Source organism: Staphylococcus debuckii (assembly GCF_003718735.1).
In the GTDB taxonomy this organism is placed as follows: domain Bacteria; phylum Bacillota; class Bacilli; order Staphylococcales; family Staphylococcaceae; genus Staphylococcus; species Staphylococcus debuckii.
This window is the reverse complement of sequence record NZ_CP033460.1, coordinates 2,534,263-2,551,326: the sequence shown is the minus strand read 5'-3', so window position 1 is coordinate 2,551,326 and position 17,064 is coordinate 2,534,263. Positions and strand designations below refer to the sequence as shown.

General features: G+C 37.5%; 16 protein-coding genes and 1 riboswitch. Of the genes, 10 read left to right on the top strand and 6 right to left on the bottom strand.

Translation table 11 applies throughout. The annotated features are described in order from the left end of the window. Positions 1-418: 418 nt before the first annotated feature. Positions 419-1,309, bottom strand: a complete 891-nt coding sequence (locus tag CNQ82_RS12375) for an undecaprenyl-diphosphate phosphatase (protein WP_095106627.1) — start codon at positions 1,307-1,309, stop codon at positions 419-421. A 413-nt stretch (positions 1,310-1,722) separates the two neighbouring features. Between CNQ82_RS12375 and CNQ82_RS12370 the strand changes: the two genes are divergently transcribed. Continuing rightward, positions 1,723-3,363: an ABC transporter ATP-binding protein/permease gene (locus tag CNQ82_RS12370; RefSeq protein WP_123145503.1), complete on the top strand. Its 1,641-nt coding sequence runs from the start codon at positions 1,723-1,725 to the stop codon at positions 3,361-3,363. After that, positions 3,360-5,045, top strand: a complete 1,686-nt coding sequence (cydC, locus tag CNQ82_RS12365; protein ID WP_123145502.1) for a thiol reductant ABC exporter subunit CydC — start codon at positions 3,360-3,362, stop codon at positions 5,043-5,045. Before CNQ82_RS12370 ends, cydC begins: the two co-directional genes overlap by 4 nt. Positions 5,046-5,156: 111 nt before the next feature. On the opposite strand, the gene mgrA is transcribed toward cydC, so the two are convergent. Beyond that, entirely contained in the window at positions 5,157-5,597 is a 441-nt protein-coding gene (gene mgrA, locus CNQ82_RS12360) for a global transcriptional regulator MgrA (protein ID WP_095106621.1), read from the bottom strand. 251 nt (positions 5,598-5,848) lie between these two features. Here mgrA and CNQ82_RS12355 point away from each other — a divergent pair, with 251 nt between their 5' ends. The 5 genes from CNQ82_RS12355 (at position 5,849) to CNQ82_RS12335 (ending at position 11,233) form a co-directional block, all read left to right on the top strand. Further along, on the top strand, positions 5,849-6,781 hold the full coding sequence (locus tag CNQ82_RS12355) for a CobW family GTP-binding protein (RefSeq protein WP_123145501.1): 933 nt from the start codon (positions 5,849-5,851) through the stop codon (positions 6,779-6,781). A 189-nt stretch (positions 6,782-6,970) separates the two neighbouring features. Further along, entirely contained in the window at positions 6,971-7,879 is a 909-nt protein-coding gene (locus CNQ82_RS12350) for an aldo/keto reductase (RefSeq protein WP_123145500.1), read from the top strand. A gap of 28 nt (positions 7,880-7,907) precedes the next feature. Further along, positions 7,908-8,198: a hypothetical protein gene (locus CNQ82_RS12345; RefSeq protein ID WP_095106615.1), complete on the top strand. Its 291-nt coding sequence runs from the start codon at positions 7,908-7,910 to the stop codon at positions 8,196-8,198. A gap of 173 nt (positions 8,199-8,371) precedes the next feature. Further along, on the top strand, positions 8,372-9,310 hold the full coding sequence (mdh, locus tag CNQ82_RS12340; RefSeq protein WP_123145499.1) for a malate dehydrogenase: 939 nt from the start codon (positions 8,372-8,374) through the stop codon (positions 9,308-9,310). A gap of 384 nt (positions 9,311-9,694) precedes the next feature. Further along, entirely contained in the window at positions 9,695-11,233 is a 1,539-nt protein-coding gene (locus tag CNQ82_RS12335) for an SLC13 family permease (protein ID WP_123145498.1), read from the top strand. 88 nt (positions 11,234-11,321) lie between these two features. Here CNQ82_RS12335 and CNQ82_RS12330 read toward each other — a convergent pair whose 3' ends face one another. Beyond that, positions 11,322-11,597: a hypothetical protein gene (locus CNQ82_RS12330; RefSeq protein ID WP_123145497.1), complete on the bottom strand. Its 276-nt coding sequence runs from the start codon at positions 11,595-11,597 to the stop codon at positions 11,322-11,324. Beyond that, positions 11,594-12,211 carry a DUF1361 domain-containing protein gene (locus CNQ82_RS12325; protein WP_123145496.1) on the bottom strand — a complete coding sequence of 206 codons (618 nt, stop codon included), beginning with the start codon at positions 12,209-12,211 and terminating at the stop codon, positions 11,594-11,596. The genes CNQ82_RS12330 and CNQ82_RS12325 overlap by 4 nt, the downstream gene beginning before the upstream one ends. Before the next feature lie 296 nt (positions 12,212-12,507). Here CNQ82_RS12325 and norA point away from each other — a divergent pair, with 296 nt between their 5' ends. Next, a complete protein-coding gene (gene norA, locus CNQ82_RS12320) occupies positions 12,508-13,677 on the top strand; it encodes a multidrug efflux MFS transporter NorA (RefSeq protein WP_123145495.1) in 1,170 nt (389 codons plus the stop codon). A gap of 119 nt (positions 13,678-13,796) precedes the next feature. Here norA and CNQ82_RS12315 read toward each other — a convergent pair whose 3' ends face one another. Then, positions 13,797-14,408: a hypothetical protein gene (locus CNQ82_RS12315; RefSeq protein WP_123145494.1), complete on the bottom strand. Its 612-nt coding sequence runs from the start codon at positions 14,406-14,408 to the stop codon at positions 13,797-13,799. A 17-nt stretch (positions 14,409-14,425) separates the two neighbouring features. Continuing rightward, positions 14,426-15,067 (bottom strand): YhgE/Pip domain-containing protein, encoded by a 642-nt coding sequence (locus tag CNQ82_RS12310; protein WP_123145493.1) that lies wholly within the window; start codon positions 15,065-15,067, stop codon positions 14,426-14,428. 204 nt (positions 15,068-15,271) lie between these two features. Here CNQ82_RS12310 and CNQ82_RS12305 point away from each other — a divergent pair, with 204 nt between their 5' ends. After that, entirely contained in the window at positions 15,272-15,883 is a 612-nt protein-coding gene (locus tag CNQ82_RS12305) for a TetR/AcrR family transcriptional regulator (protein WP_123145492.1), read from the top strand. 155 nt (positions 15,884-16,038) lie between these two features. Continuing rightward, positions 16,039-16,142, top strand: a riboswitch (SAM riboswitch). A 101-nt stretch (positions 16,143-16,243) separates the two neighbouring features. Continuing rightward, positions 16,244-17,062, top strand: a complete 819-nt coding sequence (locus CNQ82_RS12300) for a MetQ/NlpA family ABC transporter substrate-binding protein (RefSeq protein ID WP_123145491.1) — start codon at positions 16,244-16,246, stop codon at positions 17,060-17,062. The last annotated feature ends 2 nt before the right edge of the window (positions 17,063-17,064 follow it).

The window sequence follows — 17,064 nt, the reverse complement described above, 5'->3', positions numbered from 1 at the left end:
TGGCCTCCATTTGTTAGTCTATAACTTTTCAATACCCTGTCCCAATTCGCGTTAAACCGCCTAACCATTATAACATCTCAGTGCACTCACTCCCGTGAAAAGAAACCCTTGGAGAGGGATGGAGAGAGCGGATTGAAAAAAGAAGCCGAGACAATGTATTGCCTCAGCTTCTTGATAGACGGGCTTTCGAAGACTGATTCCGCGGCAATAAGTGCGAAATTCACTGAAGACTGAAGAACGTCTTCTGTTCATTTCTCCTTATTGCTTGGAATCAAACCGTCTCCTCAAGCACCTTTGATAGACGGGCTCCAAAGTGCAGGTTCCTCGGCAATAAGGCGCCACGCGCAAAAATCAAAGAACGATTTTCGCTTATGTCTTCTTATTGCTCAGAACCTAACCGCACTTTTCCGCACCTACTTTATATCCCTTTTCCTATTCCGAACCCGAAGTAAAGAATAGCGATAAAGATCACTAAAATGATTCGATAAATCGCAAATGGTACTAATTTTACTCGGTTGATCAAGTTCAAGAAGAGACGGATTGAAAGCAATCCGAAGATAAATGCTGCTAAGAATCCGATGATGTAAAATGGAATATGATTCAAATGAATATATCCGATATGTTTAACTAATGATAAACCGCTGGCTGCCAGCATAATCGGTACAGCCATAATGAATGTAAAGTCTGAAGCGGCTTTATAATTCATTTTCATTAAGACACCTGTTGAAATTGTTGAACCAGAACGACTGAATCCAGGCCACATTGCTACGGCTTGTGATAGACCGATAACAAAAGCTTGGAAGAAAGAAATCTGGTCGATATTTTCACGGTGTGCGTAACGTTCGCTGAATTTTTGAGCGAAGATCATGTAGAACGCACCTAGTAATAATCCAATCATTACTGTGGGTACACTAAATAAGTATTTTTCAATCACATCATCAAAAAGCAAACCTAAAATGGCAGCAGGAATCATACCTACAAGTACGTGCCATAAAGTTAAACGTTTAGGTTTAACGCGTTTGCCGATTGCACCATCCGCTGTTTCAGTTTCTGTAGCAGCTGGTTGGTATTTTCCGATATACAACATTTCAAAGTAACGTTTTCTGAAGACCCATGCGGCTGCAAAAACGGAACCTAACTGTATGACAATTTTAAACGTAAACGCTGACTGAGAGCCAAGAAATTCGGGAGATTTCAACCACATATCATCCACTAAAATCATGTGCCCTGTAGAAGATACCGGCGCAAATTCCGTTAGCCCCTCTACAATACCTAGAATCAACGCTTTTAATAATTCTAACAATAACATAGCGTACCTTCCTTATTTCTGAATAATATTCAAATTTATTATGTAATCACATGTTGAAACAACTTTTATGATAGCATAATCAAAAATATTTGTGCTAATAATAATAGCAGAATACACAAAGATAGGACTAAAGAAGTACAAGCACAAAGTTTCTTTCTGACTAGTCGAGGCAAGGTTAATGTTCAGCCCACTTTCAAAATCTTTCTTTTCCGAGGCGAAAAAATTGAAATTATGCCCTATATGATTTAAGTTGAAGTTAAGACATTTTTTGACACAAAAGGGTTGCTGTGACACCTTGAACTTCTAAAATAAGATGAAAGCACAGTGGGTGGGACAAGTATGAAATGATACATACGTGTTCCACTTTTGTTGTGTTGCAGACCCTGTATAGAGAGAATTTAAGGTGAATTAAAATGAAAAACTTATCTCGTTATATTCGGAAATATATTTCTTATCCTATATTAATGGCTATCGTTTGTGCTGTGCTCGCTATAATTGTGGTAGTGCAGAATATTACGATTGCCAAAGTGTTGGATATTATGTTGACGAAAGCGCATAGCAGCTTGGCTTTGCCGGTAATTCTCGGTATCTTGCTCGGTGTGTTGATCCTACGCGCACTACTCAACATGACGAATCAATTGCTAGGAACACAACTGGCATATAAAGTGAAAACGCATCTGCGTAAACGCGCTATCGCTAAAAATTCCCGCCAACCCATCGGTGAACAAATGAGTGTGATTACTGAAAGTATCGACGGGATTGCGCCGTTTTATCAAGACTATTTGCCGCAAGTCTTCAAAGCAGTCATGATTCCTATCTTTATCATCTTAGCCATGTGTTTCATTCATCTGAACACTGCGTTGATAATGATGGTGACAGCGCCCTTTATTCCTGTGTTCTATATTCTCTTCGGATTAAAGACGCGTGACGAATCTAAGGATCAGATGACTTATTTGACGCAGTTCAGCCAACGTTTCTTAAACCTTGCGCAAGGGTTGATTACCTTGAAACTCTTCAATCGCTCTAAGCAGGCTGAAACGACTATCTATAATGAAAGTACACGATTCCGTGATAAAACAATGAAAATTCTGCGCAGTGCCTTTATGTCAGGTTTGATGTTAGAATTTATCAGCTTGCTCGGTATTGGTTTAGTGGCGTTAGAAGCGGGTCTCGGACTCGTCTTATTCCATAATGTGAACTTCCAAACGGCAGCAATTGCGATTATCTTGGCCCCTGAATTTTATAATTCCATCAAAGATTTAGGTCAAGCTTTCCATACCGGAAAACAAAGCGAAGGGGCTGCAGATGTCGTATTCGATATGTTGGATGCTGAAACAGACACCGCCCAACCAGCTGATATTGCCGTTAATCCTACGCAATCAGCGCAAATTCGTTTGGACCATGTTTCCTATCATTATCCGCATGCAGAACGTTCGGCAGTGAATGACGTTTCGCTCGATATACGCCAAGGAGATCATATCGCTTTAGTAGGCCCTAGCGGCGCAGGTAAGACGACACTTTCTCAATTGATCTTACAAATGCGGGAGCCCTCTCAAGGCACTGTATTTTTTAATAAGAAGAATTTGAAGTTAGGAGTCCTAAGTCAGCAGCCGTACATCTTTAATGCCAGTATCCGAGACAATGTGACGATGTTTCGAGCAGTTCCTGATGCAGATATCATGAAAGTCATAGCCGCAGTCGGATTGGCTGATAAGATCAACGCTTTGCCTCAAGGACTAGACACCGCGATTGGTGAAGGCGGCGAAATGATGTCAGGCGGGCAAATGCGTCGTATCGAACTGTCGCGTGTCCTGCTAGACCGCCCAGAAGTAGTGGTCTTCGATGAACCTGCAACCGGCTTGGATGTCTGGACCGAACGAGTGATTCAAACTGCGTTGAAAGACTACTTTGGAGAGCGGACGGTCATCATGATTGCCCATCGCCAAAGTACGATTCGCTCGGCAGATCGCCGAATTTATATGGAACAAGGACGTATTACAGCGGATGATCAAGTGATTTCGATTGGGATGCATAAAGGACGTGAGAAAGAATGAAGAAACGACCTATTCGATTCAAATTAGATAAAGACTTAATATTTGCGATTATTGTCGGGATTATCGGCGCACTTGTAGCAATTGGAATGTTCTTCTTAAGTGGATTGATGATTTCGCAAGCAGCACAAAATGCGCCGCTGGTTGCCTTAATTATCTTGGTTGTCCTAGTGAAGATGTTCGGATTTATTCGCGCACTTGCACGTTACTTTGAACGTCTCTTCTCACATCGGACAACCTTTACGATGTTGCGTGATGTGCGCGTTCAATTCTTCTCAGGATTAACTAAAGTAGTACCGGATATTTATCGGAAATTCAGATCTAGTGATTTGATTTCTCGTATGGTTTCGAGTGTAGAAGCTTTGCAGAATATTTATTTGCGTGTGTATTATCCGCCAGTAGTCATAGGGTTGACAGCGCTGATTACAGTAGTTGTGCTGTTTAAGTTTTCTTTTGCGCATGCATTGTTGTTGTTCTTCAGCATGGCTGTTTCTCTAGGCGTGCTCCCTTGGTTAAGTGCGAAACGCGCGCGTGTATTAAGTGAAAGGGCTTCAGAAGATGAAAGTCGCTTTCTTAGCCGTTATTTTGACTACAAAGAAGGCTATGGAGAATTGCAACGCTTTCATCAAGCGACAGCCTATCGCCGAAGCTTAGCAGATGTCTTAATGCGTTACAGCCAACGTCAACGTAGCGAACAACGCTTCTTAACCCTCTATGATTTTGCGTTAGATTTGGTTTCGATGATTTCACTGTTCTTGTGTGTCTGGTTAGGCATTATCCAAGTACAAAATGGCAATATGGATGTCGTGTATCTGACAAGTATTGTCTTAATGCTCTTAACTTTATTTGAACAAGCAGTGCCTATGAGCAATGTCGCGTATTTTAAAGCGGATACAGACCAAGCAATTATGAATATCAGCGAAGTACTGAATGATGTTCCTGAATCTGCAGATGCTGCAGAACGAACTGGAAGTACTGGAGAGAATACGGCCCATCATTTGATGGATATTGACCAAGTGTCCTTTAAATATTGGAATCAATTCAGTAATGTGTTGAAGGACATTGATTTACACATCCAAGAGGGTGAACATTTAGCTATTATCGGGCCCTCTGGTTCTGGTAAGAGTACGTTGATGCAAGTGATGGCCGGCCTCTATCAAACAGAAACAGGGGAAGCTTTGTTAAACGGACGTAATATCTATGATTTAAGTGAAGCGGAAAAAGCTGAACAGCTTAATGTAATGTTGCAGCATCAACAATTGTTTGATGGTACGATTAGAGACAATTTACTATCAGATGCTGATGATACTTCGATGCGCCAAGTCTTAGATGAACTCGGTTTGCAGCATGTATCTCTAGACTATGAGGTAACCTTGGCTGGTACCGGTTTGTCAGGAGGAGAACTGCAACGTGTCTGTTTAGCACGTTTGTTCTTGAAAAATGCACCAATTTGGCTATTAGATGAACCGACACGGTCATTAGACTGGGATAATTCAGAAGCACTTATGCAACGTATATTCAATCAAAGTGAAACGTTGATTGTAGCTACTCACGATTTAGAACTATTGCCGCGCTTTGATCGGATTGCAGTAATGATTGAAGGAGTGATCGTGGAAGCAGGCACTTATCAAGCCTTGATGGAACAGCAAGGTTATTTATATGAGATGGTAACTTTAAACGAATAAAAAAAGGCATAGTCCGAAAGTTCCGGGCTATGCCTTTTCTATGCTTAAATTCTATTTATAAAAGCGTAACGACATATGAAGTTATCGCTTTAATTTTAACGGCATTCGTGTTTACGCGTTTTCTTTAGCAAGTGAATCGATAAGTTTGTCTAATAAACGATTTAATTCTTTTTCTTCGGATTGTGATAACCCTGAAATATCAGCCAATTTGTTGCATGCTTGACCAAGCTCAGGTTTGATTGCTTCACTTTTTTCAGTTAAATGAATGAAGACTTCGCGTTGATCTACTTCAGAACGTTCTCTTTTAATCAAATCAACTTGTTCCATTCTTTTTAATAGTGGTGAAACAGTTCCTGTATCAAGTGCAAGTTCAGTTACGACTTTTTTGACATTTACAGGTGAATCTTCCCATAAAATTGTTAATACTAGAAATTGCGGGTAAGTTAGTTTGTACTTCTTAAAAACTTTATTAGAGTAGTAGCGATTTACTTGTCTTTGAGCATTGTACAAACTAAAGCATAAGCGTCCGCCTAAATTAAGTTGTTCAGACATTGAGTTCTCCTCCAGACATTCTATCCGTTATTTTTTCTCTGTTCGGAATTTGTTCCGTCTTTGTTGCATAATTGAGCAAGGACAAAGATAATAGCATATCTCATGCTATTTTGTCTATTGCTTACAAGCCATGTTAAAATTAAAGCATGTATAAATTTTAAAAGATACCTTGCATTAAATCAAGTTGTAGCATAATATAATACAACCATTATTCATTGTATCTTTAAGAAATTTCGAAATGAGTGTTAAAAATGAAAATAAATAATAATAAAATAACCATTAGTATTGTAACAGGTTTTCTAGGTAGCGGTAAAACGACTTTCCTTAAACATTATACTGAGCAATTATTAAAAAGAGATGAGAAAATTACGGTCATTATGAACGAATTTGGTAATTTTGACATCGACAGTCAAATTTTGGCGCCGGTTATAGAAACTGTTTCATTGCAAAATGGCTGCGTATGCTGTGATTTAGCGCAAGATTTAGTCGCCCAGCTTAAGACGATAATAAATCAAAATCAATCACAACACGTCATCATTGAAGCGACGGGTATCGCTCATCCGCTTCAACTCATCGAAGCCTGTTACGACCCTCTCTTAGCGCATCAAGTCAATCCGCCGCTGGTTATTGGCCTCGTAGATGCTCCACGATTCCTGCAACGTCACACCTATTCTGCTGCGACACAACAGTTAATGGAAGAACAAATTAAGGTAAGTCATGACATTATTGTGAACAAAGTAGATTTAATCGATGAAAAAGCGCAAGATGATATCGTATCACAATTACAGACATTGAATCCGAAAGGTACAATTATCAAGACGACCTATGGACAAGTAGTTTCAGATGATTTAGCGCAATTTCAATCATCAGAACGACCCAATTCACATGCGCATTCACACCTGCACCATCATGGTATTAGTGCATTGGCTTATACCTTTACGTCACCGATTGACCGACAAATGTTTTATCAATTTATCTTACGCTTGCCAAAAAATGTTTACCGATTAAAAGGATATGTACGTTTCAGAGATACGCCTGACATTACCTATTTGTTCCAATTCGCGTATGGTATGCCGGATTTCGAGCCGGTTCAATATCACGCAGAAAATACGGTAGTATTAATAGGCGAGCAGCTGGATAAAGAACGCTTACGCAATCAATTAGATGCCTTGCAGTTTACTTGAAAATTGACGTACCTCTAAAAGAAAAATTATAATAGATACAACATTTTGCATCATGGGTTACGAAAGTAAAACTACATTGTATTGTAATTGTAGTTCTTTTGGTCTTACTATAATAGCGTAAAAATTAAATTCCACAAGTATTATCGATATATTTAAGAAAGATTTAAGAATTAGAAAGGGGATAGCAATATGGAGCGTGTCCAAATCAATCGAAGCGTAGACTATTCACGTATTATTCAAGGGTTTTGGAGAACAAAGGAATGGCAGAAATCTACACAAGAATTGAATCGCTTTATCCATGAATTGGTAGACTTGGGAGTTACAACAATGGATCATGCAGATATTTATGGTGATTATTCCTGTGAAGCCTTATTTGGTAAAGCATTAGCATTATCACCTGAATTGCGCGATAAGATTCAGTTAGTTTCTAAATGCGGTATTATCTTGCCCACTGACCGTTTAGACGCATTTGACGGTCATCGCTATGATTTAAGCCGTTCACACATCATTGCATCAGTAGACCGTTCGTTGAAATCCTTGGGAACAGATTATTTAGATACGCTGTTGTTGCATCGTCCGTCACCTTTAATGAATCCTGATGAAGTAAGATCCGCCTTGGATATTTTAGTAGAACAAGGTAAAATCAAATCATTCGGAGTATCTAACTTCTCTAATACACAATATGATTTATTGAATTCAGATATTAAATCACATAAATTGCATATTGCAGTCAATCAGCTTCAAGTCTCACCTTATCATGCAGAGCCGATGTTTGATGGGACGATTGACCATATGTATCAAGACCATGTCAAAATTATGGGTTGGAGTCCTTTAGCAGGCGGCAAATTATTAAACCTTAATGACGAAAAGGCAAAACGCGTGATGTCTATTATCAGTCCTATAGCTTATAAAAATAATGTTGCGCCGACTTCAATCATTACAGCTTGGTTGATGAAACATCCAGCAACTATTATGCCGATTATGGGAACAGGCCAAATTGAACATATGCAAGATGCTGTTAAAGGTTTAGATATAGAATTAAGCGACCAAGAATGGTTTGATATCTATGTTGCTGTACTTGGAAAAGACATTCCATAAATTAATTGAGTTTGAAGGAGAAAAAATAATGAATCCAGATGAAAAAGCACGCCAACGTATCAAATTTGAACGTAACTTTGTCGTGTTGCCTTATATTATCTTTGCGATTATCGTCTTTATCTTTACGACAATCGTGTCACAACCAACTGTCGTATTGACGCTTTTCGGTATTTTCTTAATTTACAATGCAGTGTTATTGTTTGTGGCCTTTATTAAACATTATCACCGTACAATGATATTATTATTGATTTTAACCGTTTTTGTCGGTTTGATTTTCGGAATATCAGCCACTGCACATTTCTCTGCACGTTATAACTAAACAGTAGGAACACAAAGAGGATTTACACCTAAGCCGTATAGCTTGGGTGTATTTTTTAGGGTCTAAATCTCTCCAAAGCTTTCTTTTCCCAAAGTTTAAAAATTAGTGGAAGCGTTTTCTTTAATTTGCTATGCTTGAATTGAAGAGAAGATATGAGACTAGGGGGAAGATGAATGACGAAGAATAAAATTGCGATTATTGGTGCAGGACACACGGGTTCAACGTTAGCGTTTATCATTGCGGAACGTGCTTTAGCGGATGTAGTATTGCTGGAAATTCCAGATAATGAAAAGCCGGCACGCGGAAAAGCATTGGATATTAAAGAGAGCGGTCCGATATTAGGATTTAATGGAAGTGTAGTGGGAACTTCAAATTATGAGGATATCCAAGGTGCGGATATTGTCGTGATTACGGCAGGTGCAGCACGTAAACCTGGAATGAGCCGTGATGACTTGATTCAAATCAACGAAAATGTAATGGCGCAAGTGACAGAAGGAATTAAGAAATATGCGCCGAAAAGTAAGATTATCGTACTGACTAATCCAGTGGATGCTATGACTTATGCGGTGTACAAGTTGTCAGGCTTCCCGAAAGAACGCGTCTTAGGACAATCAGGCATCTTAGATACGGCGCGCTATCGTACCTTTGTATCAGAAGCTTTGGATGTAGCGCAAACAGACGTGACAGGATTAGTTCTCGGCGGTCACGGAGACACAATGGTGCCGATACTCAGTACCACATTAGTCGGCGGTGTTCCGCTTAAAGCATTGCTACCACAAGATAAAATTGATGCCATCGTAGAACGTACACGTAAAGGCGGAGCAGAAATTGTCGGCTTGCTAGGCAACGGATCAGCTTACTATGCACCCGCTGCTGCGATATATGACATGGCCGCTGCTATCTTGCGCGATGAGAAACGTCTCGTACCCGCAATCACATACTTAGATGGTGAATACGGATTCGACGATATCTGCCTCGGCGTACCTACTATTTTGGGCGCAAATGGCGTCGAGAAAGTCGTCGAACTAGAGTTGACTGAAGACGAACAACATCAATTACAACACTCAGCTGAGGCAGTTAAAGAAGTGAAATCTGCTTTGAAAAATAAATAATTGGAAAGTGCAATACCTGGGGGAGCGGGACAGAAATAATCTTTGATTAAAATTATTTCGTCTTCCCGCCCCGGCAAGGCTAACTAGAATAGAAAAAAGATTGGAACAAGCGTATTTTCTATTCAGATAGCTACTGCCAGTTTAAAGAGAATGGCTGAGACATTATTATGTCCCAGCCGCTTTTTGTGTGGAATTCTGGCCTTGATGAGCAGGGCGGTTGTCCTAAATATCAGCCAAGAATATAATTTCGACAAAATTGTGAAAATTTTAACAAATTCCTTAAAAAATACATAAATGAAAACGCATTATTGCTATAATGAAGTTGAAAAAGATAAATTGTCAGATAACTGCGCGATGCAGTTTGCTTTAAGGGAGGAAATTGTTATGGCAAGTAAGGAAGCTACGTCTCAAAAAGAGAAGAAAAATAAGAAAGTGAAACCGCTGTGGATCATCGTCAGCTTTGTCGTATTAATCGCTATTATGCTGATTCCGACGGGCGGCAGTATTCCAGTGATGGCTAAAGTATCGCTGGCAATTCTGGCTTTCGCAGTCATTATGTGGGTGACTGAAGCGGTCTCTTATCCAGTATCATCAACTATGATTGTATCGTTAATGATTCTATTACTCGGATTCAGTCCCGTACAGAATTTAGCAGAAAAGTTGGGCAATCCGAAAGCGAATGGTGCCGCATTACACGGCAGCGACCTGTTCGGTACTACTAATGCATTGAAATTAGCGTTCAGCGGATTTGCGACACCAGCAGTCGCCTTGGTTGCAGCAGCGTTATTCTTAGCAGCTGCCATGCAAGTCACTAATTTGCATAAACGTCTTGCATTATTGGTTTTATCTATTGTGGGAAATAAAACCAATCGTATTGTTATCGGAGCAATTTTAGTCTCCATTGTATTAGCCTTCTTTGTACCTTCTGCTACAGCACGTGCCGGGGCAGTAGTACCAATCTTATTAGGAATGATTGCAGCATTTAAAGCATCGAAGGAAAGTAAATTGGCCGGATTATTAATCATCACGGCGGTACAAGCTGTTTCCATCTGGAACGTCGGTATCAAAACTGCCGCAGCTCAAAATATCGTAGCCATCAACTTCATCAACCAAAGTTTCGGGCACGATATTTCATGGGGGCAATGGTTCTTATACGCTGCACCATGGTCAGTACTGATGTCAATTGCCCTTTACTTCATTATGATGAAAGTAATGCCGCCAGAACACAAAGAAATAGAAGGTGGAAAGGAATTAATCCGTGCCGAACTTGATAAACTCGGACCGATTACAGCACGAGAATGGCGCCTTATTGCTATTTCTGTACTCTTGCTCATCTTCTGGTCAACGGAAAAAGTATTACATCCGATTGACTCATCATCTATTACACTTGTAGCCATGGCCGTTATGTTAACACCGAAAATCGGCGTCATGTCATGGAAAGAAGTAGAAAATAAAATACCATGGGGTACTATCATCGTCTTTGGAATCGGTATTTCACTTGGCAACGTCTTGCTCAATACTGGAGGCGCACAATGGTTGAGCGATAAAACATTCGGTTTAATGGGCTTGCAACATATGCCGCTTATCGCAACCATCGCACTCATTACACTTTTCAACATCTTGATTCACTTAGGATTTGCGAGTGCAACCAGCCTATCATCAGCCTTAATACCCGTCTTTATCTCTTTGACGGCAACTTTGCATCTAGGCGATCAAAGCATCGGCTTCGTACTGATCCAGCAATTCGTTATCAGTTTCGGCTTCCTTCTACCCGTAAGCGCACCGCAGAATATGCTCGCATACGGTACAGGCACATTTACAGTAAAAGACTTCTTGAAAGCCGGCATACCGCTGACAATCGTAGCCTACATTCTTATCATCATCTTCAGTATGACTTACTGGAAATGGCTTGGATTAATTTAAAAAAGAACGCTTTGAAGGGTACTTCAACTCTCTTGTAAAAATAAAAGCGCGCGAACAGGATTTTTCACCTGGACGTGCGCTTCCTTATTTAAAAGACAAAAAAACAAATATATAAAGCGACAAATTCAAAGAACGTCAGCAAGTACATATATTTCAAGCGTAATTTTGCGCCGAGCGTGACTTCCCAATCTGGATAGTATTGCTCATAATAAACAATTTGCAATAAGAACACGCCGATACCTAATGGTAAGCACATGAGTGCAATACTGATTGGAAATGAGAAACCGAGCTCACGGATAAGGTGGCCGATAGCCATTTGCAGCAAGATTACAACTGCGATAAAGATTCCGAGATAGACTGTCATTTTACCATCCGCACTCCTTTAATTAAAATCAAGAATAGAACTTGCAAGATTGCCATTAAGATGATGAAGAAGACGCCTCTGGCATCCAGCAAGGTCATGACATCACGCAAAATTGCCAAGGGCTGGTTGATTAAATAAACAGTATGTAAGCGTAAGAATCTGCCCATAAATATTCCTAAGCTATTGGTGATGATTAAGAAAGTGACAATTAAGTAATTGAACACAGGCTTGTCTGTTAAATGTAATAGTTTCATGTTGATCAATGCATATAAATAAAGTGCAAAGAGTACTCCTGAAACTAAGAATGTAAAATACATCCATTCTGTTGGACGCGCACCATGATAAATATCAAAACCAAATTGATTTAAGTGAATTAAATCAGTCACCATATAGAAGGTATTAGGAAGAATCAAGATAAATATAAGTGCGAAGATAATAAATAATGGCCACTCGAACTTTCGCTTTGGTATAAAGAGTTTTAGTAATAATACCAATTCAAATGGGATATATGCTAAAAAGAGATTGAGTGCCATAAAATTATAAAAGTGATTTAAAGGCAATGTTAATAACATTAATAGCACAAATAATATCCTAGCAACATAACGTGATTGCATGATTAATGCCTTCTTTCTTCTTTCGTATTAAGGAAATTATCTATATTTAAACTTTTAAAGTTTGAGGTAAGTCAGACTTAGATGACTATATTACACTTTTTCACACGTGATATCAATTTATTAGGGCAGAGTAGTTTGCTTCCTTTCCTCAATTTATGAAGGATAACGATATTTAATTTAGGGAATAATAAGAAGCAATATTGCTGTAATATGTATCTATTGAGCGTTAGGCAGGGAATAGGGTATAATAGATAGTCAACGAAAAAAGATGCAAATAAGCAATAAAGGAGGACATCATGAGTAAGCAATTAATCACATTATATTTTAATATATTTCTTGTTTTCTTAGGTATCGGATTAGTTGTACCAGTATTACCTGTATATTTGAAAGATCTTGGTTTAAATGGAAGTGATTTAGGAATTCTTGTTGCGGCCTTTGCATTGGCTCAAATGGTAATTTCACCGTTTGGCGGCAACTTAGCAGATAAATTAGGGAAGAAATTAATTATTTGTATCGGCTTAGTTCTTTTCTCTGTTTCAGAATTTATCTTTGCTATGAGCAGTAATTATACCTTATTGATTATTTCCAGAATTATCGGCGGTTTCAGTGCAGGCATGGTAATGCCGGGTGTAACCGGAATGATAGCAGATATCTCTCCTGCTAAAGATAAAGCGAAGAACTTCGGTTATATGTCAGCAATTATCAACTCTGGTTTTATTTTAGGACCAGGGCTAGGCGGATTTATGGCAGAATTTTCACATCGTTTGCCGTTCTATTTTGCCGGGTCACTAGGCATTGCAGCATTTATTTGTTCCTTATTCTTTATTCAAGGAGCAAAACGCGAAACGACAGATGGTTTCCATACTGTAATTGAACCGCAAGAGTTGGCTAAAATTAATATTAAAGTATTTATTACACCGATAATTATTACCTTTGTATTAGCTTTCGGCCTGGCTGCATTTGAAACATTATTCTCTTTATATACTGCGGACAAAGTTCATTACTCGCCTAAAGATATTTCCATTGCCATTACAGGCGGCGGTATAGCCGGGGCAGTTTTCCAAATCTTCCTATTTGATAAATTTATGAAATACTTTGAAGAATTGACTTTTATTCAAATATCTTTGTTCTATTCAGCGGTAGTCTTATTCTGTTTGATTATTGCGCATGGTTACTGGACTATCATGCTTATCAGTTTTATCGTCTTTATAGGTTTCGATATGATTCGTCCAGCAATCACTAATTATTTTTCAAATATTGCAGGTGATCGACAAGGACTCGCAGGTGGTTTGAACTCTACCTTTACTAGTATGGGCAACTTTATCGGTCCTTTAGTAGCAGGCGGTTTATTTGATGTGAATATTGAATATCCTTTATACATGTCGATTATAGTCATGCTATTAGGCATTGTAATTATCTTCTTAGAAAAAATACTGAGAAAAAGAAAACAAACGAAAGCAAGTTAATTGTAGAGACGATTATATGGAAGAGTATATAAATAATTAAAAGATATCATTTAAGCCGATGAAAATTCTGTGGATTTTCATCGGCTTAAAATTGATATTGAACAGAAATTTTAAAGCTGTTAGTTGCCTAGTGAGTACTTTTTGTATTTCTTAGTATAAAGACGTGTGATAAGAGATATTATTCCGAATGTCATAAATATAATAAACATCCACACTGTTCCATTCATTACTAAACTTGTATTATCATATAATAATCCTTTTAATGTCTTAATATAGTAATAGAAAGGGTTCCAAGGAAGAACAAGATGCTGATAAAATTCTGGTACCATTGCATTAGGCAACATCACAGATTGTATCGTAAAGAATAATAAGAGTATAAATACAGGGACTATTGCTATACCTGTCCATACCATAAATCCAAATATCAGAGCAGAAAAACCTAAAATAGCAATTGCAATATAAGTTGCTGTAATTACAGGTTGATTAAAATCAAAATTTAAAACACCGCTCATATAATAAATGTAGATGAATGAACCGACAAAAGCGGCGGTAGTAATGGATAAAATGAGTTTGCATACAAACCACAATTTGTCTTTACTTGGAGCTAATTTCTCTCTATTTTTAAATGTAAAGAAAGATAAAATAGCTATAATAAGAGACGTTAGCCAAATAGGTGAAAACATAACAGCAGCTGCATTGCCATTAGCTTGGTTGTCTTTAATTTTATTCAAAGTAGTAGTATCCACTTTTACAGGATTAACGAAGTGATCGAATTGCTTGGGAGATCGATATTATTTTTAGCTAATAACTCAACATTTTGTTTGCTGATTTGATTGTTTAATTTGTCTGAAATTTTAGTTAAAGCTTGTTGGGCGATATTCGATACTTGTGCATTGCTCCCTTGGTTAATGATAATTCCTATTTGTGCTTCTTTCGGTTCTGGTACTTTTTGTGCGCCTTTACCTACTTTTGATTGCATGATTTTAATTTGTTCAGGTGATAACTCGCCTGAATTAACCTTTTCTTTTATTTCTTTTTGTTTTTCTAACATAATCTTATTTTGCGCATTGCTTAGAGCATTTTTTGAAAAATCTTTATCGAACACAATAGCTCCAACATATTTATTATCTTCTAACCCTTTATTGAGTTTTTTTGTATTATCTACTTGCTTCCAATCTATAGTTTCATTTTTACTTTCTTTTAGTTTATCAATAAAACTTTCTCCTATATTCATAGATTTACCTTGAACTTCAAAACCACTGTCTTTATTTAATACTGCGATAGGAACATTTTTAGGTTTCGGATTATAAGCAGGATAAAAGGCTGTTGCTAAGATTATAAGGATAAGTGTTGCTGCAATAGGGATAAGCCATAGTAATTTTTTCTTCATAAAGTTTCCTCCTAATTTTAAGCAACACGATGTTGCTTATCATTCTATGTGTTATTATAAACTCGTAAAAACTATACTCAATAACCAATTAGGACGAATGTGAATGTTAAGCAACAAATTAGAGAAATATGTAAGAAAAGTAATTTTCTGATATTGCTACAATCATAGAGATGTTAATTAGAAACGAAAAAAGGAGACGAACAAATGGATCGCAGAGTCAGACGTACCACAAAATCAATCAGCAGTGCATTTATTCAATTGCTTAAAACTTATTCGATAGAGGAAATAACTATTCAACAGATAGCTGACGAAGCAGATATCAATAGAGCGACATTTTATAAGTATTATACAGATAAGTACCATTTATTAACCGCATTAGAAGACAATGAAATTCAAAACATCAAAAAACATATAAATTATAATGCACTATCTACATTTAGAGAAAGAAATGAAAAAAGTTTGAATGACTTATTTAATGGTGTCTCTCAAAATATAGTTGAAATTATACTTAAGAATATTGAGTTATATGAAGTTTTATTTAATATGAAAAGAAAGAGTGCTATCGAAGATAAATTGTCTGAAACTATAGCACAAAATTTAACTACTATATTGAACAATGAAAAAAACATCAATACTATTCCCTATAGATATTTTCATTGTTTTATAGCAGGCGCTATTATTTCCACTATTAAATTTTGGGTGCTTGATCCTGACAGAATATCTAAAGAAGCGCTTATTAATAGTTTATATTTATTAATGTACAAAGGACCTTTAGGACAGTTATTAGATGAAGTGTCTTCTGGAAACTTAAAGTAAAAATTCAATATTGAGACAGTATATCTATGCTCGCAACAGTTGACACAAAAGTTGTGAATAGATATTCTGCCAACCATTATTTATCAGAAAATTTTAAAATCTCATTGACCGCATTTTAAGTTAGTGGTAACCTTAATACAATTCAATCAATTAAACTCTTATCCAGAGCGGCGGAGGGAAGTGCCCGACGAAGCCCGGCAACCATCATTATATGAAAAGGTGCTAATTCACATTAAGCGTAAGCTTATAAAGATGAGAGAAAGTATTTAAGGCTTTCTCTTTTACAGAGGAAGTCTTTTTCTGTGTGAAGGAAGAGTAGATTTTATTGAAGAACTTATACATAGGAAGGTGTCAATAGACATGAAAAAATTCATAAGTTTGTTTGCATTGTTAGCAGTCATCTTTACACTTGCGGCGTGCGGCCAAAGCAAAAGCGCTGAAAATAAGAAAATAACCGTAGCAGCATCCCCAGCACCGCATGGAGAAGTATTAGAACATGCTAAAGAAGAAATGAAGAAAAAAGGTTATGACCTAGAAATTAAAGTAGTGAATGATTATAAAGTACCGAATAAATTGTTGGATAAAGGAGATATAGATGCGAACTTATTCCAACATGTCCCTTATTTAAACGCGGAGAAAAAGTCGCACGGTTATAAGATTGAAGAAGTCGGAAAAGTATTTACAACGCCGATGGGTGTCTATAGTAAGAAGTATAAAAATATTAAAGATATTCCGGACGGCTCTACAATTTATGTTTCCAATAATCCGGCTGAAGAAGGCCGTTTCTTATCATTCTTTGTTAATGAAGGTCTAGTGAAACTTAAAAAAGGTGTCAAAATAGAAGATGCTAAATTTGATGACATTGTTGAAAATAAAAAACACCTGAAATTCAACAATCAACAAGGCGCAGAATTTTTACCAAAAACATATAAAAGCGGAGAAGGGGCAGCTGTAATTATGAACTCCAACTATGCGATGGATAACGGTTTGAAACCTTCTAAAGATGCGATTGTCATGGAAGATAAATCATCTCCATTCGCTAATATCCTTGCAGTAAAAGAAGGGCATAAGAACGATAAGAAATTCCAAGAGTTAATTAAAGTCTTACAATCAAAAGATATGAAAAACTTTATTGAGAAAAAATACGGTAAAGACGTTGTACCGTATGAAGCAAAATAACT

Bases quoted from the DNA above. Each gene is read 5' to 3' on its own strand.
- cydC (WP_123145502.1), top strand. From the start codon at position 3,360: ATGAAGAAACGACCTATTCGATTCAAATTAGATAAAGACTTAATATTT.
- CNQ82_RS12310 (WP_123145493.1), bottom strand. From the start codon at position 15,067: ATGAAGAAAAAATTACTATGGCTTATCCCTATTGCAGCAACACTTATC.
- CNQ82_RS12370 (WP_123145503.1), top strand. From the start codon at position 1,723: ATGAAAAACTTATCTCGTTATATTCGGAAATATATTTCTTATCCTATA.
- mdh (WP_123145499.1), top strand. From the start codon at position 8,372: ATGACGAAGAATAAAATTGCGATTATTGGTGCAGGACACACGGGTTCA.
- CNQ82_RS12300 (WP_123145491.1), top strand. From the start codon at position 16,244: ATGAAAAAATTCATAAGTTTGTTTGCATTGTTAGCAGTCATCTTTACA.
- mgrA (WP_095106621.1), bottom strand. From the start codon at position 5,597: ATGTCTGAACAACTTAATTTAGGCGGACGCTTATGCTTTAGTTTGTAC.
- CNQ82_RS12330 (WP_123145497.1), bottom strand. From the start codon at position 11,597: ATGACAGTCTATCTCGGAATCTTTATCGCAGTTGTAATCTTGCTGCAA.
- CNQ82_RS12325 (WP_123145496.1), bottom strand. From the start codon at position 12,211: ATGCAATCACGTTATGTTGCTAGGATATTATTTGTGCTATTAATGTTA.
- CNQ82_RS12350 (WP_123145500.1), top strand. From the start codon at position 6,971: ATGGAGCGTGTCCAAATCAATCGAAGCGTAGACTATTCACGTATTATT.
- CNQ82_RS12345 (WP_095106615.1), top strand. From the start codon at position 7,908: ATGAATCCAGATGAAAAAGCACGCCAACGTATCAAATTTGAACGTAAC.
- CNQ82_RS12355 (WP_123145501.1), top strand. From the start codon at position 5,849: ATGAAAATAAATAATAATAAAATAACCATTAGTATTGTAACAGGTTTT.
- CNQ82_RS12335 (WP_123145498.1), top strand. From the start codon at position 9,695: ATGGCAAGTAAGGAAGCTACGTCTCAAAAAGAGAAGAAAAATAAGAAA.
- norA (WP_123145495.1), top strand. From the start codon at position 12,508: ATGAGTAAGCAATTAATCACATTATATTTTAATATATTTCTTGTTTTC.
- CNQ82_RS12375 (WP_095106627.1), bottom strand. From the start codon at position 1,309: ATGTTATTGTTAGAATTATTAAAAGCGTTGATTCTAGGTATTGTAGAG.
- CNQ82_RS12305 (WP_123145492.1), top strand. From the start codon at position 15,272: ATGGATCGCAGAGTCAGACGTACCACAAAATCAATCAGCAGTGCATTT.